The organism is Holdemanella sp. MSK.7.32, from assembly GCF_024460475.1.
Classification (GTDB): domain Bacteria; phylum Bacillota_I; class Bacilli_A; order Erysipelotrichales; family Erysipelotrichaceae; genus Holdemanella.
Genome location: NZ_JANFYN010000010.1, coordinates 1 through 25,319, shown reverse-complemented (window position 1 = coordinate 25,319; position 25,319 = coordinate 1). Strand labels below are relative to the sequence as shown.

Here is a 25,319-nt window from a genome sequence, read left to right as displayed (position 1 = left end):
GTTAGGATTTGAACCTAACTAAATTTACCAAACACTCCATAGAAAGGGCATAACGCCCTTATAACTAGCTAAAGAAATCAAATTCATCGATTGCCATCGCAATATCAATTTGCATTTCTTCTTTGATTGGAATTTGTTTTCCCTCTTCATCTACAGTCACAAGATAATATGTTTCTGTATTACTGAATTTCTGAGATTTCAAGTTAAATGTACATTTAAACTCTCTATCTTTTGCAATCGTACTTGTTTTATCCGCAATAATCTTTTGTTTGTCACTGACTTCATTACCAACAGAATCTGTAATATAAGCAATATATGTACATGCTACATAATTATCTTTTACTGGTTCTTTCTGATAGAAACTCAGATTAAAAATCATATTGCTGATCTTACGGTTTGAAGATAACAATGCTATCGTTACAGGTTTTGCATCATACTTATCTTTATTGATTCTATATGCCTTATATCCAGATCTCAGATACTTATATGTAATGACCGGTACACACATTTCCTGTAAACTGATACCACCATGGACAAACTTACTTCCACCGGCACCTTTCACACGTATATTTTCTCTAGGGGCAAATCCAAGCATGTCTGAATCATTATAGATTCCTTTTACCGACATTAAGAAGTCAGGATTTGCAGAATTATCTGTAAGAACATAACGACGGCCCTGCTCGATGATATCTTTCTTGAAAGAAGAGCGTTCCATCATATCAGATTCCGTTAATTCCTTGTATGTATATAAGAATCCATGATCAGATGTAATGATGACATTCAGACCCTGAAGCTCATTACAAATCACATTCACCAGATTCTTGATTTCATTGATTGCTTTCTCACAGGCATCAAATACAGAACTTTCATCGTTATGACTCGAAGCATCAATCGTATCGTGATAGATGTAAATGATGTCTTTGCCTTTAACAGCTGCACGTCTGTCATCTCGTTTCATGGAAATGATATCTTTATATCTTAAAGCTACACTGTTTTCACTGTAAGACTTTAAAATACCATCACGATCACTCATTTCACTTGAATGACCGTCTACAAGTACCTTTGTTGTACCATTTTTTTCAACAACTTCTAACGTTTTATGTGGTAACAAAGCTGTCATACCATACTTTGTAATTGTAGGGTAGATACCTTGTTGAGCACTTATTTCAACATCTGCCTTTGTTTCAATCTCTAATTGTTTAGCCAATGAATGCGCTACATCGTAACGCATCGCATCCGATATAATGACAAATACTTTTCCATCTATGTTTTTAACAACATCTCGATAGAAATCTGTCTGTTGAGCAATTCCAGTTATCTTTCCAGTACTTCCTAAATCAGTTTCAATCACTTTATTCCAGTTAGAAGATAATTGATCCAGATACCAGTTCTTGTATTCCTTTTCAACATAATCGGCTAGATCTTTGAATGCATCGTCTAAAGAAGGATGCAGTGTCTGTAAACAAGTAGAGAATGCAATATGGAAATTCCTATAGAATGTATCCATCTGATAATAATCACTAGTATAAGCTTTCCACATATCTTTGGCTTCTACATGATGGAAACTATTCAAATAAGATTCATAGAACTGATTCATAAGTGCAACCTGGTAGATACCTTCATAGAAATAGGTATAGTCTTCATACCAGGCTGAAGTTCTGCGTTTTTCAACAATCCGAATAACAGAATCACTATCAATTGTTCGATTTGAAATACCATACATCAATTTAGAAAGAATGACTTCATCAATAACAGGTAATACATCTGTTCCCACCAAATCTTTGATTTCAAACGAATTGAAACGATCCAACAGTGATAGATTACCTGTCACATAATCCGCAATACTTCTGAAGGAATTCTTATCTTCACCATGAATCCAGTTGAAAATCAAATCATAGCAAAATCCACTATGAATATCCGAATACTTGGATTCCAGTCCACTTAAAACATCACTTGACATTGTTCTTGAAATGGCACTTAATACAACATAGTTAGTCAGATCATCCATCTTTTCAGAACTATTAAACCCGGTTGTACTATGCACTAATGACCAGAACAAATGCGATACACTGTATTTTAAAAGATCCATCTTGATCGGATTTTCCAGATCAGATCCTGCTGAAATCACAGCTTTAATAATAGCTTCTGGTTTTCTTTCTTTTACACCACAGATAGCAGAAAGGATAGACATATACAAAGTCGATTTTTTATCAATTGTTCCATCAAAAGAAGCAATCATTTTTCTACGACTTGCTGCATTAAAGAATCCTTTAAACTCTTTTACCGCATTACGTAACTCAACTGTATTAACAATCTGCATTTCCTGCATCAGACGAGAAGTCTTATCCGCACGATATTCATCACTATACAGCTTAATATCTAAAAACCAATCATGCTCAGGATCCACATGAATTGAATTATAGACAAGATAATTAGATATTAAATCATCACTAGATAATAACTTTTTTGATACAAATAAATTCCCCTCTTCTAATACCAATACCCTGGCATTAGATAAAGACAAAGATTTAACTTCATCCAGGAATTCACCATCTTCATCATTCCAGAATATGATCCTTCTTTTATAAAACCCATCTAAAGGTTCAGCAAACCTTTGTTCCAATTCTTTTTTTATATCTTCGATAGCCATACCGAACCTCCTATATTTCGACTAAGATTTGACTAAATATTCGACTAATTTTTTTAAATAATTCCATTTAGTCAAATCTAAAGTTATAAATTTCCTTTTATATATGCCTTTTTTCAGGTTTTAAAAATTTTATTCAGATGAATTTCACTAATCTTTTGACTAAATTTTTTTAATATATAATTTAGTCAAATTTATAAAATCAATCTTTACCTTTCAGCTTCCAAATAGAATTTTTAGATTTTCTTTCAGCACACTCGATAATTCCTTTTTTCTGCAAGAAATATAATAAATTTCGAATTTTGTTCTCTTTTTGTTTTTCATCAAGATTATCTGGCAATTTATCCATTAAAAGAATTCTGAAATTTTTTCTTGTCCCAGACTCATATTCTTGGAGATATTTAACAATTAGATTCCGATAATATTCATCATCAAACCCTTTATTTTTTACGTATTGTTCCTTCTTTTCTAAAGTCTTTGCGATGTCAGCAGAAAGATAGATATTCGGCATTCTTCCTTCAATAACCTGTAATTTTCTTAAATATTTAACTTGTTCATTTGTTATTGTATGATGCTTTTGGACTTGATCGATTAAAAAGACAGTTTGAATATCAAATTCCGAATGTTCAAATAATAGTTTCGTATAGTTTTCATCCAATACTTTACCATATACAGTAACTCCAACTTGATTACCTACCGACAAATTGTAATCAGGCATAGGGAAATATTTTTCTTGTTGGATCTTATATACTTTACGTATTCCCATAGATTGTGTATCAATCATATTGAATTTCATCATTGTTTCAGCTAACAACTGATTTCGATAAAATGGAGGTGTGTAATTTTTTTGGAGAGCCACTTCAATACTGCCAGGTAGAAAAGAACCAGGATTTCTTAAGGTGATTTCATCCTCTTCTTCATCCACATTAATTCTTCCTCCTAATGCATAGTTAGAATGAGCAATACAATTATTCATAAGCTCTCTTAAAAGCCACATGTCATATTGTTTCGTTTCTAAAGGAAACAAGGTTAATTGATTCGGCATATACCGATATGTTAAATTGCGAATTCGAGAAAAAATACGATCACTCAATGTAATAAATGGAATTTTGAAGATTTCATAATCTTTAATGTTACTTTTAGAATCATATAGTCTCCATGCTGCTTCAGGCGTGTAATCAAATAAGTAATCATAATCTTCATTCCCTAGTAACAGCATACAAGCATTTGTAATACGACCATTCTGTATAAGTTTCATTTTCATCAGAAATTCTTCATCACTCATAGAATCAATTTCTTGAGAAATATGTGGCTTTTGCATCTTCTCCTTATAGTTGCTTCTAGCTAAGCTAATTGCATCTTTATTTAGATGATGAATTGTTGCACCCTTTACAAACAATTTTGACCAATCTCGATTACTCTGTTGACGAATACGATCCATTTTTTCTAATGATAGTGGAACTAGAGAATCTCCTTCCCTAGCATAATATTGGTCTTTCCAACCTGTAGGAATACCCGCTGTTGCAGCAGGTATCTGAAACATAATTATTCTTTTATCTTCTTTTTCAACTTCATAAATTTCAACAAATGAAATACCACCCGTTGTTTGCAATGAAATTTCATGTTTTAACGTATCAAGACCTTTTTTCTCTCTGTAATTGGTTCCAACAATCTTTTTACCTTTTTCTTTAATACCAAAAATCAACCATCCGCATTGTACATTTCTTAAATTTGCTTCATTAGAAAGAGCAGAAAAATATCTACCAATTTTATCCTTATCATAATCATTATTGGCTTCTTTAAACTCAACTGTCTCATCCTCCCAATTGGAAATCAAAGCATCTAATTTTATTAATAATTCATTATCTGTATTCATTTCTTCACCTCTTTCGCTCATGATAGTTTATCTAGTTACTATATGTTTAATATTTATACTTTTTGATGTAAGAAACTAATTTGTATTTAGTTATTTTTCCTTAGTTTTATTTTATTCTACGATTATATATAGAATTCCAATCAATAATATCAAACCTATCTTGTGAAATAATCCAATAGTTCGATACATTTATAATTGATTGATTATATTTAATTGCTAAATCTTTATTTATTTCATACGGAAAAGATTCTTGTTCATTTTGATAAATCCTCTCAAAATCTAAACTTGCACAATATAAACAGACTCTAGGCGATATGGGCAAAATCAATTTTAACGCTAAACCGTCATTAGGTAGATATAATGCAATCACCGGATTATCCGACGTTAAAAATTTTCTTTCTTTACTCACTCCTACTTTAATTAAAGGATGATCAAGATAATAAAATAAGTTCAATATTCTTTCTAATTCTTTCTCATTTTTAAATCTAGTATTAAAAATTTGATCTTTGTCTTTATTTTGTGCTATTTCATCTAAACTAATATGATGATCTAAAGGGCTTAATTTAGACATTGCTCTTCCCATTAATACACGACCTGAATCAGAACGCATATACTGCAACATTATGTACTTGTAACATATTTCTGAATCAATACAACTTCTATTTAACGTTCCTTTATCTACATAATCAAGTATTTTATGAATTGATGGCATAAACTTTGTTTCTAATTTGGATAATGCAATTTCCAATACATTATCGACATCATTATTAGATACTTCGTACGTATAATTATGTTCACAAACTTTTTCAATTATCTTCTCAGCATATAAATTGCTTCTCCAGTTATAAGCAAAAACACGATTATTAGAATTTTCAAACAATTTCAAATAGGCTCTAGGAACAACATGCTGACTCTTAATCATATTTGAATTCATTATTTTATCTTTGCCAACAATTCTTGGAATTTAGCATAATTCGCTTTTACACCATCATCCAAATCCATTGGTTCCATCTTATCTGCCCAGTGATGAACAACTTCTTCATACTTATTCAATTCTAATAATTGTTCATTAATCTTCTTTAATTGTTTAGATAATTTAACCCTTTCACTCGTACTAGAAGCATCATCAATTTGACTCTGTAACAATTCTACCTGTGTTCTATAACGAGCCTGTTGAGGGTGTATATATCCAGTTCTCATTCTTGCAATTAAATCCGGTGCATATCTATGAACATAAACTAAAGCCTTAAATCCATTCTTCTTACCACTATCAAACAACCAATAAATAGGACGTTTACCAGAACCAGTTACCTGATATGTATTGCAATGATCTTTAAAGAAGTCATTTAAGAAATAATTACGTAATACTTCTCTTGGAGTACCTTTACCACCTAATGCATTCGCAATAAAACTAAGATTATCTTCTAAGGTATCCGATCCATATACAACTCCAACAAATTCAACAAAACGAGTTACAATATCATCTTCAAAATACTCTTCATCACAAATAGGAATGATATCATCAGCATCAGGAATAAATGTAGAATACTTACTACTATCCCATTCACCACCAGCATATGCCAATCCTTCAACATCTAAAGAATAACGACCAAACATACAACCAACAGCATAAGAAATAAACGATTTAATATCACGAACTAAATCAGCCTTACGAACCGTAACATCCTTATCCTCCACTTCAGGAGTTAATTCATCCTGTAATCCATAGATACCAATAAAGATTCTATTCAATTCTTCTTCATTAGCCTTTAATTGATTAAATCTATCATTACATTCACCCTGCCATAATAAGAAACAAGTTTCTAATGGACAACTAGACTCAACATAATGACCATAATAATGCATCATACTAGCACCTACACCAGTAGCATCCCATAAACAAGAAGACAATCTAACTAATGGGTGTATTTCAAAGTCCCATGATGTCTCAAATGAGTCCCAATCATCTTTTGAATTAAAAACACAAGATTCTGTTAGGTTATTAATCGTTTCGTCGTAACAATCGTTAAAAATGAAAGGTAATGATAAAATATGACCAGGTTTTTTATCTTTTGCTCCTGCAAAATAATTTAAATATTCTTTCCCAACAGCACTATTAAGATAAGCTAAAATATAATATAAATTTTTATTATTTAAACAAAAAGCTTTCGATCCTTTAGAATCAAACAAAAAGCTGTTATCAGAATATCTAAATGTAGCACCTTTACTACTAAATGCACTCCAAGTTATACCAAAATCAAATGCGTATTCGTTATTATAATTATGCGATCTTATTCTGCCTGTATTATTATCCTTAAAATTTTTTATTAAATATCCATCATTTTCCCAATTTACATAATAATCATTATTACCATACCATTTTCTAAAATCTCCCCCTTTGTTGTAAGGAAACCACTTCTTCTCTCGCTTTTCATTGCTTACTTCATACCACAACCTTAAAAAAGAGCTATTATTTCCAGTAGTCATTCCTTCACGAGTTATTAATTCAGTAGAGAGAACTTTGGAGGAAACATATGTTTCAATAGCTTTCTCACTTAAGGAATAAGCTATGGGACACCCATTTAGTTCTAAAAATGAGTCTTGATTAGCTATATATTGCTCTCGAAGCACACTATACATTTCTGAATTATTTAAATAATCTTCTTTTGAAGCTATGTCATAACATCCACTATACCCTTTAATTTTAGAATTTCTAAATACAAACACTGAAGTTTGATATGCAATTCCTAATAAAGTATCATCCAAATGCCAAAGAGACAGTATATCTTCTGTTAAACATATATCTCTACGCAAATTTTCGAATGCTCCAAGTGTCATCCATGATTGCATTGTAACCATAGATAAATAACCATTTACTTTAAGTAATGATTTTCCTTTTAAAATAAATGTCGAATACAAATCACTTTTTCCTTTAGCAAAATTATCTTGAATATATTTGGATACGTTCGCACACATATATCCATTTCCCATATATGGAGGATTTGTTACCACAACATCATATTTTTGTACTAATAATTTAGCTTGTTTGATTAATGGCTTTAATAGGTCATTTAATTCACTGATTTCTGATTGTGCTACTAAATCCTCGTTGATGGATTCTTCTTTTAATTCATCTAGATGATTTTTCAGATTATCTAATTGTTCTACTGTACAATCCAGATTCAAGATAGATCCAAATTCTTTGGCATCTTGGAATACATTAACTAAGTAATATGCTAAGTCCGTATAGTTATCTAAGTATTGTTCAAATTCTGGTTTTAGTGTATTCATTGGTTCTCTGATTTCTACTAGATTAAATTTCGTTTCTTTATTCAGAATTCTTCTATTGTAGGATCTTGCTTTCATCATTAACGCAAAATAGGCAAGATGGTACGCACGTTCATCAATTTCTAATCCATATAAGTTATTTTCAAGAATGGATTTTGCTGCATCTCGATCTGAATAACCTGCATCTCTATAGATATCCGTCAATACATCAAATGCGTACACTAAGATATGTCCTGAACCCATACATGGATCAATGACTTTAATATCTTCAGGTTTCAGCTTTGCATGTTCTTCTTTTATCTTATTTAATTGCTCAATAACTTCAGGTTCCTGCTTAGCTTCCGCAAGATAATATTTCCATTCTGAATGATCAAAGTCTGGATGACCATCTAACCATAATCTTCCCAAAGAGTTTTCTATCATGTACCGAACAATCCAATCCGGTGTAAACAACTGTGTAGCAGCTGGAATGTCGTCTTTTGTATAGTTCTTCTTTTTCATGACGATATCTTTTAATTCCGAATTATAGTATTGGTATAACCAGCCAATTATCTGAACCTGATCTGTCCAGCTGTCTTCATCAATATCCGTTATTAACTTAGCTAATACACTGTCTTCTTTTAATAAGTTATCTGGAAATAATAATGTCTTATAGTCCTTGATGGAAGTAAACATATCTGGAAGATACTGTTTCATATCATTACATAAAGTCAGTAAGAGATATTTATATAGTTCTTCCTGCTTGTTTTCTTCAATATAATCAAATACTTTCTGTTTATCTAAGCCGTCTAATTCTACATGAATGGCATCTGTTAACAAGTCCGGTTTGAATTCATTATTATCATTGGTAAAGACTCTGATTCTTTGTGGAAGATAATTGTTTACTTCCATATAGCGAAGGGCAATGAAACGGTTAAACCAAGTATAGGCAACTTCTTCAATGACATGTTCATAACCATTCTTTTTTACTTCACGGATCAATTCATTTAATTGTTTCTTTTCAACACTAGAAAGAAGTATGCCATTGACTTTATCCGTATTATAGTCAGGAAGGCTGGATTCTGTTACACCATATTCATATGCTTTCTGCGCAACCTGTTTCATTAATTCAGTACGTGCCCATACGGCATAATTTTTTATCGCATTTTTATTCATAATCTAGCTCCTTCCTACTTGATCTGAATTTCATCATCGTCGTTCAGATAACTTAATAATTTATTTTTTATATTTTGAACATAACGATCAATATCTTCTTTACTTGATAAATTAGCCTGATTAAATACAACTGCACGTTGAACCTGACGTACTTTTTTAGCTTTTACAGGTTTTACTGGCTGTACAGGATCAACATGAATATCGGTAGTATTTAAGATACGATCCATCTTATTTATAATATTATCTTTTAAAGCAGTAATTGTGTTCTTTTTGGCATCTAATTGTACCAGGCTATTTAAACGACTGATTTCCTGTTTTCTGGAATCAAACTGATGGATCGCATTGCTTAATTCTGCTTTTAATTTATCTTCATTGTCAGCCTTTAAATGCACTTCATTTAAACAAGAATCAACCAAATCATTCAATTCTGCTTTTTTTGCATCTACTACTTTATTTCTTTCATTCTGGATAGTGGAAATACAATCATTTAATTCTGGAATACGATTATATTTGAAATTATTTGAAATCTTAGTAATATCATTGATTCTTTCAATCGCATCTTTAATAGCTGGAATTTCGTACAAATAATCCTTTTCATAATCCATGACATCGTGTTTTAAATTTAATGCATTATCGTAAAGTTTGATTTGTGACTGATAGAAGTTTTTAACATTGATCATATCATCCTTTGTATCCAATAGGTCATCTTCTAAATCACAGATTGTATTAACTAGAGCAATATTATCGTTTTGAGCTAAAAGAACTTTGTTAATGTATTTTAAAGCTTCCTTGATTTCATGAGAACCCGGATGCATTACCATATTGTTCTTCTTGTCCATATCTTCAAGATTGAATCTTTCGGTATTGAATTCTTTTGTGATAAATGCGACTAATCCATCTTCATCACTAGGAACATCCATAACTTCAAAATATTCTTTTAAGATATCTCGAACCGTTTTCATCTTCTGAGCAGGAATCGTTTCACGAATAGAGACCTGTGTAAATCCTGTTTCTGATTTCTTACGTAAGAAATCAACCAATCGGTAGTCATTCGGTTGAATCGTTTCTCCAGAATGTTTGATTGTGATTTTTTGAGCCTGAATCAATCTTGCGATAACAGAGGCAATATCAATTTCTTTCCAACCATATGGAATATTCTGATAACGAGATTGAATATCGGCCATAGAGGTAGGCATTTTAGCTGCAGCCTGTTTTTCTAAGTATCTATAAACTTCTTCCATGGCACCTTTATCCGGTTCCATTCCATCTAAGCTAACAGATTTACCACTTAAAATATTTCGAATATCTGCATCTGTATTAACAGGCGTATCAATTAACGTAATCCCAGAATAAGTATGTTCTACCAATGTTTCTAGTGCTTTATCTAGTACTGTCTTTGCAGAAGTACCAGGAATAGACACAATTTCACCATCGATATAGAACTTACCTTTGATAATCGCATCGCTGATTTTATCTTTTGCTTCAGACAATAATCGACGTGCCTCTTTTTGTTTATTTGTGATAATTGCCTGAATGGATTCCGGCAACTGATTGACATTCTTTTGCTTAATGAATTTATCAATCTTTAATGCATTTTCAATATCATTAAAGATTTTATATTCAGTAGATAATTTACAAATTGCCTCATATCCTTTTGAATCTGCAATTAACTTCAAATCACTGGCATCATCAAAAGCTTCGGTCACAAATCGAAGTTTCATTCCACCAGTTGTATTACCATGATTCTGATTGTCAACCGTTTTATCGAAATCAAAGTCCAAATTATAATCATTCTTCGAATATCTATATTTCTTTGTTGTATAAATATCATCAAAAATCGTTTTACATACCTGACTAATTACAGCAGATGCATCGATATTCTGATTGCTGATTTCACGTGCGATATCCTGTTCTTCATCTGTTAAGAACTGGTAGATATCTCCATTACGTGCAATATAATTCTGTTTTTGAAGACGATTTAAAGATTCTTCTACTTGTTGTCTTAAAACAATCTTATCTACGGTAATAGAATCCGCCATTAAAATGGTCAGGTTTTCAATATTGGATTTAATATCATCAATATAACGAACTAAATAAAGTAACTTCAATAAATTTACATCCTCAACAGTTAATCCATCTCCATTATTGGCAGCTCTTTCTGCTCTTTCAATAACAGAACGTACAGAAGTATCCAAAAAGCTGTGCAATGTATCATAGAAGGCATACATTGGAACCAATGTTAATTCATTTTTATCTTCAACATTCTGTGCAGATTCTTGGAATCCATTTAACATGGATCTTTCACCACTGGATTGATGTTTGCCAGCATGACCATGTTTACGAATTTCATTGAATACTTTCTGCATGATTGTAAACTGATAAGGCACAAACGGGAAAATACGAGCAAACTCATCTTCAGAAGTATAACCTTTCAAATCCTTTACATCTGTATCAAAAGCATACAGATTATTTAATACATTCTCATTGTTTTCATACACACCATCTAAGACTTCATTCGCTTCCTCCGTTTTAGTCAACAAACGTTTCTCAATGACTTCACCAACAGAAGAGGAAGTCAGACTTAAACGAATCGCAAAACGAGCCATGATACGTGAGAATTCATCCGTACGGACTTTGATCATTTCATCCAATGCTTCTTGTCCAGTAGCTACGATCCAAACTTGACCACGACAAACAGAACCCAACTTTTCAATCAAAGATTGTAAGTTCAAAAGCATACTTGTATTTGTACCAATATATTGACCTGCTTCATCAATCATGAATAGTAAACGAAATCCTTTTGGTTTTGAATCCACATAAGCTTTAATTTCGTCCACTAATTGACCGACAGAATAATCTACAGGTGTTTTATCATTAAACCATAACGCAGCATCTTCCTCGCTCATTGCACCACATTCAACAACAGCTTGAATAACAGCTTTTTTAAAGAAATTGTATGTACCTCTAGCTTCTTCCCATTCTTTACCACGAATTTTCTTAAAGCTTTCTTTGAAAGAATCCATCTTACCTTGGTTGGAAATATATTGTTCAAGTTTGGCAAGTCTTAAGTCTTTTCCATAGAATCCCAAATGCTCATAAAAAACTTTGGCAAATACTCTAAGTACAGCCGTGTCATCTTTTTGTACGGATCCTTCTACATCAATATTGAAAAGAATTGTTTCAGTTGGCACTTGCACACATTTTTGAACATTCATGAAGGACAATTGATCATCAAATTTTTCTTCAAAATAATCAACTGTTTTCTTGCCATCAATTTCTTTATTTTCAAGTAAGTAAGAAAGCATCTTTAAAAAGTGAGATTTACCACTTCCAAAGAAACCAGTGATCCATACACCTACATTATCTGTAGGTGTATCAAAGGATTCACTATATTCATTAAAGAATTTTGTAAAATGCTTCTTCAACTCTGTTGTTACAACATATTCTTTAACTTCCTGTTTAACAACATCTTCTTTTTCCTGTTCTACCTGAACGACACCATTAATTGTACGATCGATGTCGTCTTTAAACATCTTCTTGATTTCCATAACTTTGATCTCCCTTAAATCATGTTAAAAGCACGATAATATTCATTTGATTTTAATTGATTAAATAATTTAACATAGTGACCATCAAACGTTCCAGGATACAAAACAACAATTGGTTTGTCATTCATATCTTCCTGTAAAGCATTCAACAGGGCATGTACACGCATGAATGGAAATACTTTTCCAACCCCTGTAATCAGCAGTAAATCTTTATCACTAGAAAACTTATTGACAATTTTTTCAGAGAACACCTTAGCATCTATTGTGTTTGTAAGTTGTTCTTCTAAGAATTCTTTACCATCATCTTGTTCCATTTCAGGAATGCCTTCTAGAATATCCATATCTTCACATATAGATAAGAATGTTTCATACAAATCAACGATTTGAACTTTACATTTTAATTGCTCATTTTCCAATCTTTCCGCAAAACTGCGTACAGCCATTTCATCTTTTGGACTGTAACAAAACATTCGAATGTTAACTTCATTACTTAAACCTTTTCCTTGAAGAAAGTCATCTTCTTGAATTGTCTTTTTTAAATGATCTAATCTTTCTGTAATATCTGACATTGTGACCTCCTTACAAGCATCCAAATGCGATCAATGCTTCTTTCTTATTTGTATTTTCTATAGCTTCTTTAACTCTGAAATCCAGAAGTACCGGATTTAATACTTCAGATCTTGAATTATCCAGATATCCATTTTCAACTAAAGTCTTTTTTAAAACCTGTTTACACTTTCCAATTGTTGCATCACTCCAAGAAGCAACTACATCATTTTGTTCTTGAAGACGAGTGAAAAAAGAATTCAGATCCATTTTTGTGAAAGAAGTATCTTTCGTTCTATATTTTTCACCAATTACGGTAATCATAAATTCATAGACCAATCGGTAATAATTCATCATCAAAAACAGGCAAGCCTGTTTGGCAGCATCAGCTGAATCATTGGCAACAATGTCGATCAATTCTTGACTATTTGTTTTATTAAAACGGTTTAAGCAAACTTGTGTAATATTTTTGATCATTCTTTCGGTTGGATATTGAAATAAATTATTCTCTGCAACTTCCTGAATGATCTGTTCATCTGATTTTCCTTCTTTGATAAGTCTAGCAACAATTCTCATTTCATGAAAAAGAAATTGTTCTCTTGTTATTGTTCTATATGGTGTATTTATATCCATTGTACTTATTCACCTCGTTCATCTTTAGGAATAATTTCTACAACATCATCAAATGTACAGTTGAAATAATCACAAATATCAATCAATTTATCCATAGAAATAGCTTGTCCTTTAGACAATTTAGCTAGTGTTCCTGAAGATAATCCTATTTTTTCTGCAAACTCTGTTTTTGTTAGATTCGCATCAATCAAAAGCTTAAATAAATTATTGTAGCTTACTTTCATATCGTTAACCTCGCATATACGAATTCATTATACCTTTTCTAGTAATCAGTTTGAAGGAAATCTTTACTTTTTTGAAGATTTTTATCAAACATTTTAAATTATATTGATAGTTTATAAATATATAACCATTGCTGCAATGCATATACAGTGTTCTAATAATGTTAATGGTAAAGAATCGAAGTCCTCCTAACTCTTTTCAATTTTGAAAAGAGAATAGATTTGAAAATACAACGAATTGGTACAGATCTCTGTTTCAGACAGTTGATCTGTTTTTTTTATCCCTTTCAAGGCTAAAAAAAGCCTTTTTTGTGGACTTTCAAGTGAAGGGGAAATTGTTTCTCCTTCACACAAAAGGAGGAATAATAAATGTATAACTATGGTTACGAAAAGAAAAAGTATTTAGAGGCAAAAGAAAAAGAAGAAAACTTACTACGATTATTAGGATTTCCAGAATGGAAGATTCAGCACCTTCGAGAACTAGATGATTTTGATTTCAACAAAAATCGCAGCTTTCACCGTAATGAGTCACCAACTGAAGTAAAATTCTTTCTAAATGAACCTTCTGAAGATTGTATAAGTGAATATACATGGGAAGACGTACTAAACGGAGTAAACGATGCCGTTGTTTATAAGCATTTGAAAAAGTGTGATCCTGTCATGCAGAAAATTATTGTAATGCTGAAAAACAAGTATTGTGTATGGGAAATTGCTGAAGATTTACATATGACAAATAACGCAGTTTATAAAAGAATCGAAAAATTCTCAAAAAAATGTAAAAAGAGAGGCTAATAATTCACGATTTCAAGGACTATCTAGTGAAGGGAGATATGTAATCTTCCTAGTAGCTCTTTGAAAGCAACATAACAACTATTAGATACAACACTTATATATTCGAGCTATTTCACTACTGCGCGATGATGTTTTTAGCGAGCGATGATACTTTAGATTGATAAACAATTTTGCTGATTGTGCCATGACAATATATAAGATAATGATACTTCTAGCGACAGGCTCAAGCGTAATATGGGTTGGTGCGATGCCAATGAAAGATAATTAGCAACTATCTTGTCTAATAGGATTCCTTTGTTTTCGGGTAATCAGGTGATAAATAGAAAACACGATAAATATTTTATTTTTAAGCATCAACCGGGATATACTCCCGGTTTTACATAAGAGGAGTGAATATGCATGAAAGTTAAAAGAGGAGAAGTCTATTTAGCAGATTTAAGTGATGCATCTGGATCAGAACAAGGTAAAGTTCGACCAGTTGTGATTATTCAAAACAATCGTGGTAATAAATATAGTCCAACAACCATTGTTGCTTGTTTGTCTTCCAAAATCTATACAAAACATCATTTACCAACACACCATCTATTACCAGAAGGTATTGGATTGAAATACAAATCTATGGTCATGTGTGAACAGATCCGTGTCATTGATAAAAGTAGATTGTTAAAGAAAATAGCCACTATTGGTAGATTAGATATGATGGCGATTGATCGAAAAATAAAAATCAGTCTAGATTTACGTTTACATAACCAAAGAAAATAGCTTTGGTTATGTTCCCTTTCCTTATGGAAGCAGCCCTTTCCCAGCTGCTTCCTTTTATTTTGTAGGTGAGAATTTAAATTTCAAAAATTTTATAGTGAGGAGGAACAAAGCGATGAAACCTGTTATATGCGAAAAGAAAACATATACCGTTGCTGAAATCATGGAAATACTTGGCATTGGAAGAACAGCAGCCTATGACTTAACAAAAAAAGGGTTGTTTAAAGTAATTCGTGTTGGCAAATTACTTCGTATTAACAAAGAATCCTTTGATCAATGGTTTGACAGTCAACAATAAAGGAGGAATGAGGGATGGCTGTAATTTTAAAATTGGGAAAGAAATATCAAATTACTTACGAAGTAGTCACACCTACAAAGGAAATAAAGTCAATCAAAGAAATATTCGATAATTATGAAGATGCAGCTAAACGAAAAGAATTATTAGATGGTGAGACATGTATGTTTTCCCCAGATAGTTTGTTTGTAGATGTAATGAAAGATTGGCTAAATGATCCATACTTTGTTGAACATATTCATAAGCATAGAGAAGCAACTAAAAATTTTGAAACGTATTTACTAATTCATCTTGGAACAACCCATGTTTCAGAAATCAATGTAGATTACGCGCAAAGTTTAATTGAAAAAATAGGTGCAACTCAAAGTGTGAGATCCAAAAAAGGGTTATCTACCAAAACAATAAGGTCATGTAAATTACTATTATCGGAAACATGTGATCATGCGATTCAATTAGGTATTATGGATTCCAATCCTTTTATTAGTATTCATATCACAAATCCATCTACACACAAAAAAGAAAAGAAATCAGTGGATTGGACATATGAAACCATGCTTCAGATTTTTGAAGGATGTAAAGAAGAAAAACTATATGTCATCATGCAAATTATATTTGCGACAGGCTTAAATGTTTTTGATGTAGTAGGACTTTCCTGGTCAGATTTTTATAAAGGTAAAGGTGGTGCCTATATTCGTTCAAACAAAAGTCTACGAAGATTGGCAAGATCTTCTGTTGGTTTGATTCCAAAACAACAAATCATTCAAGAATATTCAAATGAACCATCAACTCGAACAGTGAATGTACATTATTATAAAGAGAAACAAGAACTTATTCACATTCCAGATGCTTTATATGAATTATTATCTCAATGGAAAAAGCGCTGCAATTCAATTTATCATTTTGATACAAATCCTGAATCACTTATGTTTACTACACATGGCATTGCCCCCTATGATGATCGACTTATGTTAAAACATATGCGCCTAACCACAGATAAATTAAAACTACCTCGACATACTTTAATGGGTTTAAAAGCTTTTTCCAACAAAGTTTACGTAGATGGAAGAAGTTATCGTGATGTTTATTATTATGAGCATAGTAATATTTCTTTTGATTACAGTGGATTAACCGCAAAAGAAAAAGCTGTAAAGATAAACAAAGAATTCACAAAATCTATGAAAAAAGAATTGCCTGATAAAGACAAAAAAGATGCTGTGGATTTAGTAAAACAACTTAGTGAAGATAAAAATATTCGTAAGAAATTGTTGATGAAACTATTAGAAATTGAGAGTGGTGAATAGTATGGCATCCATACAAAAACGAAAGGATAAATACAATGTAGTTTATTATTATACGGATAAATATGGAAAGCAAAAACAAAAATGGGAGTCCTTTAGAACATTACGGGAAGCTAGGAAACGTAAGGCAGAAGTTGAATTACAACAAGCCAATCGAACCTTTATTGCACCAAGTACTACGACTTTAAATGAATTCTGGCCAACATATGTTGATCTATATGGATGCAATAAATGGTCAATATCTACTATGGAAAAGAATACGGCTTTATTTACAACATATATTTCTCCATATTTAGGGCATTATAAACTGGATGAAATTCGTCCGATAACCATTGAGCAATATTATGCAAATCTAAAAGAAAGTGAAAATACAAAGAAGACAGGAAAAGTATCCACTCGTGTTGTTGCTGAAGTCCATAGAATCTTACGATGTACATTTAATGTTGCGGTAAAATGGGAATATATTTCCAATAATCCATTTTTAAAAGTGGATACGCCCAAGCATGATTATGAAAAGCGAGAAATATGGACAGCCAATCAGATTGCCAAAGCACTTGAAGTTTGTGAAGATCCAAAACTATCCATTGCCATTCAACTCGCATTTGCCTGTTCTTTAAGAATGGGCGAAGTGCTAGGTTTGACTTGGGACAATGTGCATATTAGCGAAGAGGATTTTGCGTGTGGAGATACACACATTTATATAAAACAACAATTAGAACGTGCCCGTACGGATGCCATTGAAAAATTGAACAATAAAGATGTACTATTCATCTTTCCTCAATTTGAAAAGAAAAAAAATGCAACAAGACTGATATTAAAAACTCCTAAAACAGATAGTAGTGTACGAAAAATATGGTTACCAAATACATTAGCTTGTTTCTTGAAACAATGGAAAGAAGATCAAAGTAAATATAAGGAAGCCTATGGAGATGCTTATCATGATTATAATCTTGTAATATGTCAGCCAAATGGGATTCCGTGTGATGGAAGTATTATTCGTAAAGGCCTATCCAAATTAGAAAAAGAAGCTGGACTTCCCCACGTTGTCTTTCATTCTTTGCGCCATACTAGTACAACCTATAAATTGAAATTAAACAATGGCGATATAAAAGCAACCCAAGGAGATACTGGGCATTCTCAAGCAGATATGGTCATGGATCTATATAGTCACATCTTAGATGAAGACCGAAGAGTAAACGCACAAAAATTTGAGGACAGTTTTTACAAGCAACATATAGAAAACTATGTTGATGTTCCACAGGCAAATAAGAAAGTCGACATAGATAAAGTACTTGAAAAAATCAAGCAAGATCCTGATTTATTACAGCTTCTAATAGCCACTTTGAGCGGTGATTGAATGATGTTTATTAGCACGTGACGTATCGTTTGATACGTCCTGTGCCACAGGGTCCTATTAAATGGCTATTAGAAACTCATTAGATGACCCCAAAAACGGCACTAAAAAGTTCGGATTCAATAAGAGCATCCGAACCTTGCTATTTATTTGGTTTTATGTAGAAAAAGAAGTTGAATTTTCATATCAAAGATATACATTTCCAATCTAAAAATGGTAAACAAAAAAGCGGAAAAATCCGCTTAAATAAAGGCAAAATGGTGCGAATATGGCGATTCGAACGCCAGGCCTACGCTTTAGGAGAGCGTCGCTCTATCCAGCTGAGCTATATCCGCATTTATTAATATTTTACTACAAAAGGCCGCCTCTTGCTTAGGAAAATGACCTCCTGCTTAGGAGACCACTCATCACAATTTTATTTAATCTTGAAATTTACATATAGTTTTGTTATATGCTTTATTTATCGGCTTTTTTGTGTTTTCTAATTTTGACTGCTCAATAAAATATACGGAATTTTTCACCTGATTTCGTTTTTTTTATATAGTCAATATTAGCTGGCTATTAGCTAGAAGGCCATTTTATTAAAAAAGTCCCTTGATAGGGACATCTTATTTTAATGCATCTAATAGTTTATCCAGTAGATCTGGATTGTCTTTTAAAGAAGCAACCAGCTTATCCACATCAATACTATCTTTCTTCCTTTTGGCATTGTCTTCATCATTGTTCTGATAAAAAGACTCATCAAACTTTTGAGCATTTATTTTACGATCTTCATCTAAAATATGACTATATAAATCAGTTACCATATCGGCTTGTGCATGGCCAGTATCACCTTGTGTTGCTTTTATATCACCATGATTTAATTTTAATTTATATGTTGTACTTGAATGACGAAGCGAATGAAATACCACCGGTGGAAGTCCAGCTTTTTCTGAAAGCTTAGCTAATCCTTTACGAATGATATTATGCTCTACTGGTCTACCATCTTCAAAACATAAAACCATATCATAATCATGATATTCATCTTGAAAGAATTCTTTGTATTCATTTTGTTGTACTTTCCATTCACGTAAAAATTGTACCAATGTATTAGGTAGCCATATAGTACGAATACTTGATTGTGTTTTAGGTTTTCGTAACACCAATACTGTTGTATTACTTTCATTATCAGTAGCTGATGGAAATGTATACAAAATATCTTGAACATTCAGTTCATCAATTCCCTTTTTAGATAATCTTTGTAATTGCTGTTCTACAACAATATGAGCATTATCTTTTTCAATATCTTCATCGCTTATGAATACATTTTTCCATTGTAATCCTAAAACTTCACCAATACGTAATGAACACGCAAACGATAGTTGAATTGCCAATGAAATCTTTGGATCTTCACAAACTTCTAGTGCTCTAGAAATCATTTCTGAAGTCCAAATTTCTTTTTTGGCATATTCATGTTTTGGAGGTGTAACTTTTTTAAAAGGATTGGACGCAATTAATTCCCACTTTTCAGCACACCCAAAGGCACAGCTCAATAACTTATGAACCGATTTTAATATATAAGAAGTTACTTTCCCATCTGTGTTTGATCTCATAGGTCGAATAACTCTTTGTTCTTTTAAATCCCTATAATATTTTTCAATCACAATTGGCTTAATATCTTGCAGCTTCTTTTTACCTATATATGGAAGAATATAATATTTAATTGTAGAACGATTTCTTGTTAATGTAGAAACACTCCAGTTTTGATAGCCATAAAGTTCAATAAATGTATCTAAAAATGATTCAACAGTATCTGTATTAGGCGGGATAAAAGACCCCTTAGCCTTTTCAGCTTCAACTATTGACTTTCTAGCTTTAGCTTCAGAAATTGAATCAAATGTTTCCCATTTTTGTCTCTTTTTTCCTTTTGTGTCTACATAATAATAAATTACACAATATTTACCATTACGCTTATTAATTGTTGCCATTCATATCATCTCTTTTCTAATAGTTTGTTTAATAACTCTCTTTTTAAAGATGGATCTGATTTTAATTTATCCACCAATGCATCAAAATCAGAATGTTCTTCTTTTGGGAGTAAACCGGATGTTTTCTCTTTAAAAGATTGATTCCATTTTTCTTTACATTCCATCACTTGTCTGCAATTTAAAAAATCACGAACTCCATCAATATCAGGCTTTTTACATCTTAAAGGTCGCCCCAAACTTGAATAATACATATCACTATACAAAACCTCATTTCTACCCTTTTGTCTACCAAATGACATCAGTTTTACTAATGTCAATCCTGGTAATTCTAATTTATTAATAAGTTCTTTGAAGTGTTTGTTTACAACTCTGTCATCATAAGGAAGACTATTCTTCAAACTGAAAATAGTAGAATCATCACAACGATTTTGTGCATATCTATCCCGCCATTCCATCAACAATTCAATGACCTGGCTATGTAAATACACTTTCTTTTCTTGTTTATTCTTTAGAAGTACTACAACTGTATTTGTATTTTGAAATCCTTTCTTCTTATAAGTTTGAATAATTGAAGATGGATCCATTTCCAAAACAACATTCTTATTCAATCGTCTAATTCTTTTATTCGATACGATATACCCTTCTTCTAAATGATCCAAATTACTCCAGGTAATAGCTCTCACTTCACTTAAAGAAAGACCTGAATCAAAACATAAATGCAATAAAATAAACAACTTTTCATTTGTACAATTAGAAATCAATCTAGTCCAATAAGACAAGTTCCAACTTGGTGACTCTTGATTCTTGGCACTTACTTTTGGCCTATATTCTGTAAAATAATTTAATTTCATTAAATTATGATCAACCAAATAGTCACTGGCCTGGCATAATAAATTTAAGCAGCCTCTTACAGCAGATGCACAAATAACATCATTTGATATTTGATTTCTAAGAGGTACACCTGGCAATAATTGAAGATCATGCATAATTTGTTTTGATGTTTTAGCATTAAGCTCTTTAACCTTTTTATCTCCTACAACTTTACTTAAATAATTGTTGATCAAAGATTGTTTATTCTCATATATTGAAATCGAATAATCATTAAATATAATCACACTTACGTATTGATTCAAATAATCAATAAAGAGTGTATTCTTATTTACAATAATCTTATTTCTTTTTCCACCATCTATTTGTTCTTTACGCTTCAATGCCTGCTCTCGATTGTAGAACGTTTCATATCTTTTCTCTATATCCCCATTCTCATTTTGAATTGTATAAATTACATTGTATGCTTTACGTCTTTTAGTAATTACTACGGCCATTTTTAGTCCTCCCTATTCTTCGCTATAAAACCATTTGTCAAAGGATTCCTTGTTAATGCGAATTGATTTACCAATCTTTATACTTTTAAAAGTATTTTCTTTCACTAATGAATAAGCAGCTCCTTTACTTACACCTAATATCTTTGCAATTTCAGCTACTGTATAGGTTTTCTTTTCACATAACACAGGTTTCATCTTTTTTCCTCCTCACTATAAACTTTCAAAAAGCACAATTCCCAGCTACAAACAAAGGAAGCAGTGTTTCATTACTGCTTCCAAAGGGAAAGAGTCCATAACCAGAAGAATCATTTCTTCGGGTTATGTAAACGTAAATCTAAACTAATCTTTATTTTCTTATCAATAATCGCCATTTGCCTTTTATTTAATGTTGCTATCTTTTTAAATAATCTTGATTTATCAATCACTCGAATTTGTTCACACATCACCATCGATCTGTACTTCAATCCTAGTCCCTCAGGCAAAATACAATGTGTTGGAAGATGATGTTTTGTATAAATCTTAGAAGAAAGACACACAACAATCGTAGTTGGACTATGTTTATTTCCACGATTATTTTGAATAATTAATACCGGTCTAACTTTTCCTTGTTCTGATCCTGAGGCATCACTCAGATCTGCTAAATAGATTTCTCCTTTTTTTACTTTCATTTCATTCCACTCCATAAAATATGTAAAACCAGGACATACCTGGTTGATAATTAATATTAAAATATTCATCGCGTCTTCTATTTATCACCTGATTACCCGAAAACAAAGGAATCCTATTCGACAAGATGTTCGCAATTCATCTTTCATTGGGGTCGCACCAACCCATCTTACGCGTGGGCCTGTCGCTAGAAGTATCATTATCTTATATATTGTCATGGCACAATCAGCATTATTGTTTATCAATCTAAAGTATCATCGCTCCGTATTAAACATCATCGCGCAATAGTGAAATAGCTCGAATATATAAGTGTTGTATCGAATAGTTGTTATTGAGTTTTCAAAGAGCTACTAGGAAGATATGTATATCCCCCTTCACTAGTGAGCCGACGAAAACGGCTCAAAATTGCAGTTTTATAAAAAAAAGTGTATTTTTTTCTAAAACGGATAGTTTCAACATGAGTTTTCAATGAATAAGTCACGAATTTGATTCTTGCAGTTGCTAAAATCATTAAATCTGAATATAAAAAAGCATGCAGAATCGGCTTCGATTCTGCAATTCAATTATTTATTTGTTTTCCTTATTTTATAGGTATAATCTAGTTTTGCTAGTCTTCTACAAATTGTCCATTCAGGAATTCCTGTGATTTTAGATACTTCTTTTGCACAATATCCACGATACATTAAAAAAATAATTAGCTGCATCTCAAAGCCAAATTCTTCTAATAATTCTGCAAAAGTAATACTTGTTATGGAATTCAAGAAATCTCCGATAGTTCTGGGATCGTTTAATTCAGATAAATTTGGCTGAACAACTTTTGATATTTTTTGTTCACTATCATAATCCACTTTTTCAAAAAATCTTCGATCGGAGTTAAATTGCATTCTATCAAAATCTCTCATTAAAAGAATTTTATCCATTGGCATTCCGTTCTTTTTCATAAATCTTTCATCTTTCTCCTTCCATTTCTTATACGCATTTTCAGCGCGACGGTGATTATAGGGTTTAGCCATTATTATTCCTCCTTTTCATAGCTAAGCTTCGAAGGGATATCCCTTCATAATCGAGCCGACGAAAACCGCAAAAAATTGCACAATCGAAGAAATTTTTTAAAAAAATTTTGATTAGAAGAGTATCCCTTCTTCTAATTTGCCAAAGAATATAAAAAAACAGATCCACTGTCTGAAACAAAGATCTGTACCAATAAATAGTATTTTATAATTTTAGCTCTTTCCAAGTTTGGAAAGAATTTGGAAAAGAAAAAACAATATGTAAAGAATAAAGGATTTAACAATGAATATTACTAAAATTAAATCTATTAATCTACAATCGTGGGGTTGACAAAATGAAAGTAGTGTATCCGTTTTATGAATCTGTTATAATTAAAAAGCCAAAGACAGTTAATGTCTAAGCAGTCATTTGGAACTTTGTTTGGCGACATTCTCACCGAATGGCTGTTTAGACATGTTGAGGATGTTTTTTTTATGTCTAATTTTGAAAATCCTTTTAAGGATTTTGTTTTTAGTTTACCCGAAGATAAACTAGATCTTTTGATTGAATGCATCAACAATAGAAAAGATTATGATTTATATGGTGTTACTAGCCTAGAAGATGCAGCTATTAAATATGGTAGAAAACCGATATGTCCTAAGTGCTCATGTGAAAACTATATTGAAAATGGTCATACTCCAGCTTATCACAAACGTTTTAAATGTTAGAATTGTGGGTGTTCTTATACATTACTATCGGATTCCGTGTTCAATTCAAGTAAGATATCTTTTCATAAGATATTGAAATATATTCAACTAATGACTTTTAACGTTCCGTTACAACAATGTATAGAAGTGTTGGAAATAAGCTCAAATACAGCGAATTTATGGCGAAATCAGATATTTCAAACAGTAAATGGATATCAAGATACTCTCCAATTAAGTGGAAGAATATGGATTGATGAAACCTATATAGAAGATTATAATGTTTTGGGTTCGGATTATATTAATCAAAAGCCTAGAGGATTATCTTAAACTCAAATATGTATAGTAGTTGCCGTAGATTCCAATAAAAATATGGTAGCAATTATATGTGGTCATGGAAAACCTTCTAGCGACTGTATATATAAAACATTGCATAATCATATAAGACCAAATTCGATAATTGTTCATGATGGAGAAAAAGCACATAATAAGTTAATTCGTGAATTAAATTTAAAATCGGAGGTATATAAGGCCAACGCAAAAGATTCATCATATTTTGAAAAAATGGGTCTTATAAATAACATGTGCAGTTGGATTAAAAGATACATATGGAGATTTATAGGTATGTATGTAGAAAATTTACAAACATATTTAAATTGGTTCAATTATTTACAGCGTTGTAAACGCGACAATGACAAATGGCCAAAAAGTGAGCGTATATTAAGGCATTTGATACTTGAAAGAACTAGATATACCCGTAAATAAAGGATTTGTCAACCACACGATTGTAGATTAATAGAAAATTTTATAGTCAAATATCTTGAAGAGTATAAATCTCAGATGCACGTGAAAATTTTAGGATTCTATTAATGGATAAATTGCCAGATAATCAAAGGTCTAAGAAAAGAATTGGAACAAAGGATTGATATAACCCTTTTTGTCATTCCTAACAATCTATACCATGTAATATTTTAGTGCTATTCACATATCATTTTTCTCTATTCCAAAGATAAAATATTAACATACAAAAAAGCTGTACATAAACGACATTTGACCATTTTGGCTATGAGCAAGTGTTAAACTCTCGGGAAATATCGTATGACACCTAAAAAAATCACTAAAAGACTACTTAATGTCAGCTTTATTAAAACCACTAATTGCTAAAACCAATTTACAATTTACTTACTATTAGTATATAATACCTGACTTTAGAGGCTGAATAGTAAAAAATGGTGCAACACTCGATATTTGATTA

Annotated in this window: 19 protein-coding genes and 1 tRNA gene; 6 read left to right on the top strand and 14 right to left on the bottom strand. The window is 31.7% G+C overall.

Annotation, left to right across the window (positions count from 1 at the left end; genetic code table 11):
* Positions 1 to 64: 64 nt before the first annotated feature.
* The 8 genes from pglZ to NE544_RS03815 all read right to left on the bottom strand — a co-directional run bounded on the left by pglZ (position 65) and on the right by NE544_RS03815 (position 13,917).
* A complete protein-coding gene (gene pglZ / locus NE544_RS03850; protein ID WP_256268395.1) occupies positions 65 to 2,650 on the bottom strand; it encodes a BREX-1 system phosphatase PglZ type A in 2,586 nt (861 codons plus the stop codon).
* A gap of 199 nt (positions 2,651 to 2,849) precedes the next feature.
* The gene (locus NE544_RS03845; RefSeq protein ID WP_256268394.1) at positions 2,850 to 4,523 is read right to left on the bottom strand and encodes an RNA-binding domain-containing protein; all 1,674 of its coding nucleotides are present in this window, start codon (positions 4,521 to 4,523) and stop codon (positions 2,850 to 2,852) included.
* Positions 4,524 to 4,629: 106 nt separating this feature from the next.
* A complete protein-coding gene (locus NE544_RS03840; protein ID WP_256268393.1) occupies positions 4,630 to 5,457 on the bottom strand; it encodes a DUF4238 domain-containing protein in 828 nt (275 codons plus the stop codon).
* Positions 5,457 to 8,966, bottom strand: coding sequence for a BREX-1 system adenine-specific DNA-methyltransferase PglX (gene pglX / locus NE544_RS03835; protein WP_256268392.1), 3,510 nt, complete (start codon positions 8,964 to 8,966; stop codon positions 5,457 to 5,459). The genes NE544_RS03840 and pglX overlap by 1 nt, the downstream gene beginning before the upstream one ends.
* A 14-nt stretch (positions 8,967 to 8,980) precedes the next feature.
* Positions 8,981 to 12,514 carry a BREX system P-loop protein BrxC gene (brxC, locus tag NE544_RS03830; protein WP_256268391.1) on the bottom strand — a complete coding sequence of 1,178 codons (3,534 nt, stop codon included), beginning with the start codon at positions 12,512 to 12,514 and terminating at the stop codon, positions 8,981 to 8,983.
* A gap of 14 nt (positions 12,515 to 12,528) precedes the next feature.
* Entirely contained in the window at positions 12,529 to 13,083 is a 555-nt protein-coding gene (locus tag NE544_RS03825) for a DUF1788 domain-containing protein (protein ID WP_256268390.1), read from the bottom strand.
* A gap of 10 nt (positions 13,084 to 13,093) precedes the next feature.
* Entirely contained in the window at positions 13,094 to 13,693 is a 600-nt protein-coding gene (locus tag NE544_RS03820; RefSeq protein ID WP_256268389.1) for a DUF1819 family protein, read from the bottom strand.
* Between the two features lie 5 nt (positions 13,694 to 13,698).
* Positions 13,699 to 13,917 (bottom strand): helix-turn-helix transcriptional regulator, encoded by a 219-nt coding sequence (locus tag NE544_RS03815; protein ID WP_256268388.1) that lies wholly within the window; start codon positions 13,915 to 13,917, stop codon positions 13,699 to 13,701.
* A 366-nt stretch (positions 13,918 to 14,283) separates the two neighbouring features.
* On the opposite strand from NE544_RS03815, the gene NE544_RS03810 reads away from it, so the two are divergent.
* The 5 genes from NE544_RS03810 (at position 14,284) to NE544_RS03790 (ending at position 18,415) form a co-directional block, all read left to right on the top strand.
* Positions 14,284 to 14,706 (top strand): hypothetical protein, encoded by a 423-nt coding sequence (locus NE544_RS03810; RefSeq protein WP_256268387.1) that lies wholly within the window; start codon positions 14,284 to 14,286, stop codon positions 14,704 to 14,706.
* A 399-nt stretch (positions 14,707 to 15,105) separates the two neighbouring features.
* A complete protein-coding gene (locus tag NE544_RS03805; RefSeq protein ID WP_256268386.1) occupies positions 15,106 to 15,468 on the top strand; it encodes a type II toxin-antitoxin system PemK/MazF family toxin in 363 nt (120 codons plus the stop codon).
* Between the two features lie 112 nt (positions 15,469 to 15,580).
* Complete coding sequence (locus NE544_RS03800; RefSeq protein WP_003864692.1) at positions 15,581 to 15,763, top strand: helix-turn-helix domain-containing protein; 183 nt, start codon at positions 15,581 to 15,583, stop codon at positions 15,761 to 15,763.
* Positions 15,764 to 15,777: 14 nt separating this feature from the next.
* Positions 15,778 to 17,061, top strand: coding sequence for a hypothetical protein (locus tag NE544_RS03795; RefSeq protein ID WP_003864693.1), 1,284 nt, complete (start codon positions 15,778 to 15,780; stop codon positions 17,059 to 17,061).
* A 1-nt stretch (position 17,062) separates the two neighbouring features.
* Positions 17,063 to 18,415, top strand: a complete 1,353-nt coding sequence (locus NE544_RS03790; protein ID WP_256268385.1) for a tyrosine-type recombinase/integrase — start codon at positions 17,063 to 17,065, stop codon at positions 18,413 to 18,415.
* A 255-nt stretch (positions 18,416 to 18,670) separates the two neighbouring features.
* Here NE544_RS03790 and NE544_RS03785 read toward each other — a convergent pair.
* The 6 genes from NE544_RS03785 to NE544_RS03760 form a co-directional block, all read right to left on the bottom strand.
* Positions 18,671 to 18,747, bottom strand: a tRNA-Arg gene (locus tag NE544_RS03785).
* Between the two features lie 273 nt (positions 18,748 to 19,020).
* A complete protein-coding gene (locus NE544_RS03780; RefSeq protein ID WP_256268384.1) occupies positions 19,021 to 20,379 on the bottom strand; it encodes a site-specific integrase in 1,359 nt (452 codons plus the stop codon).
* A gap of 5 nt (positions 20,380 to 20,384) precedes the next feature.
* The gene (locus NE544_RS03775; protein WP_256268383.1) at positions 20,385 to 21,704 is read right to left on the bottom strand and encodes a hypothetical protein; all 1,320 of its coding nucleotides are present in this window, start codon (positions 21,702 to 21,704) and stop codon (positions 20,385 to 20,387) included.
* Positions 21,705 to 21,716: 12 nt separating this feature from the next.
* Positions 21,717 to 21,899 carry a helix-turn-helix domain-containing protein gene (locus NE544_RS03770; protein WP_118326006.1) on the bottom strand — a complete coding sequence of 61 codons (183 nt, stop codon included), beginning with the start codon at positions 21,897 to 21,899 and terminating at the stop codon, positions 21,717 to 21,719.
* A gap of 110 nt (positions 21,900 to 22,009) precedes the next feature.
* Positions 22,010 to 22,441 (bottom strand): type II toxin-antitoxin system PemK/MazF family toxin, encoded by a 432-nt coding sequence (locus NE544_RS03765; RefSeq protein ID WP_256268382.1) that lies wholly within the window; start codon positions 22,439 to 22,441, stop codon positions 22,010 to 22,012.
* A gap of 492 nt (positions 22,442 to 22,933) precedes the next feature.
* A complete protein-coding gene (locus tag NE544_RS03760; RefSeq protein ID WP_256268381.1) occupies positions 22,934 to 23,383 on the bottom strand; it encodes a hypothetical protein in 450 nt (149 codons plus the stop codon).
* Between the two features lie 471 nt (positions 23,384 to 23,854).
* Here NE544_RS03760 and NE544_RS03755 point away from each other — a divergent pair, with 471 nt between their 5' ends.
* Positions 23,855 to 24,088, top strand: a complete 234-nt coding sequence (locus NE544_RS03755) for a hypothetical protein (protein WP_256268380.1) — start codon at positions 23,855 to 23,857, stop codon at positions 24,086 to 24,088.
* The last annotated feature ends 1,231 nt before the right edge of the window (positions 24,089 to 25,319 follow it).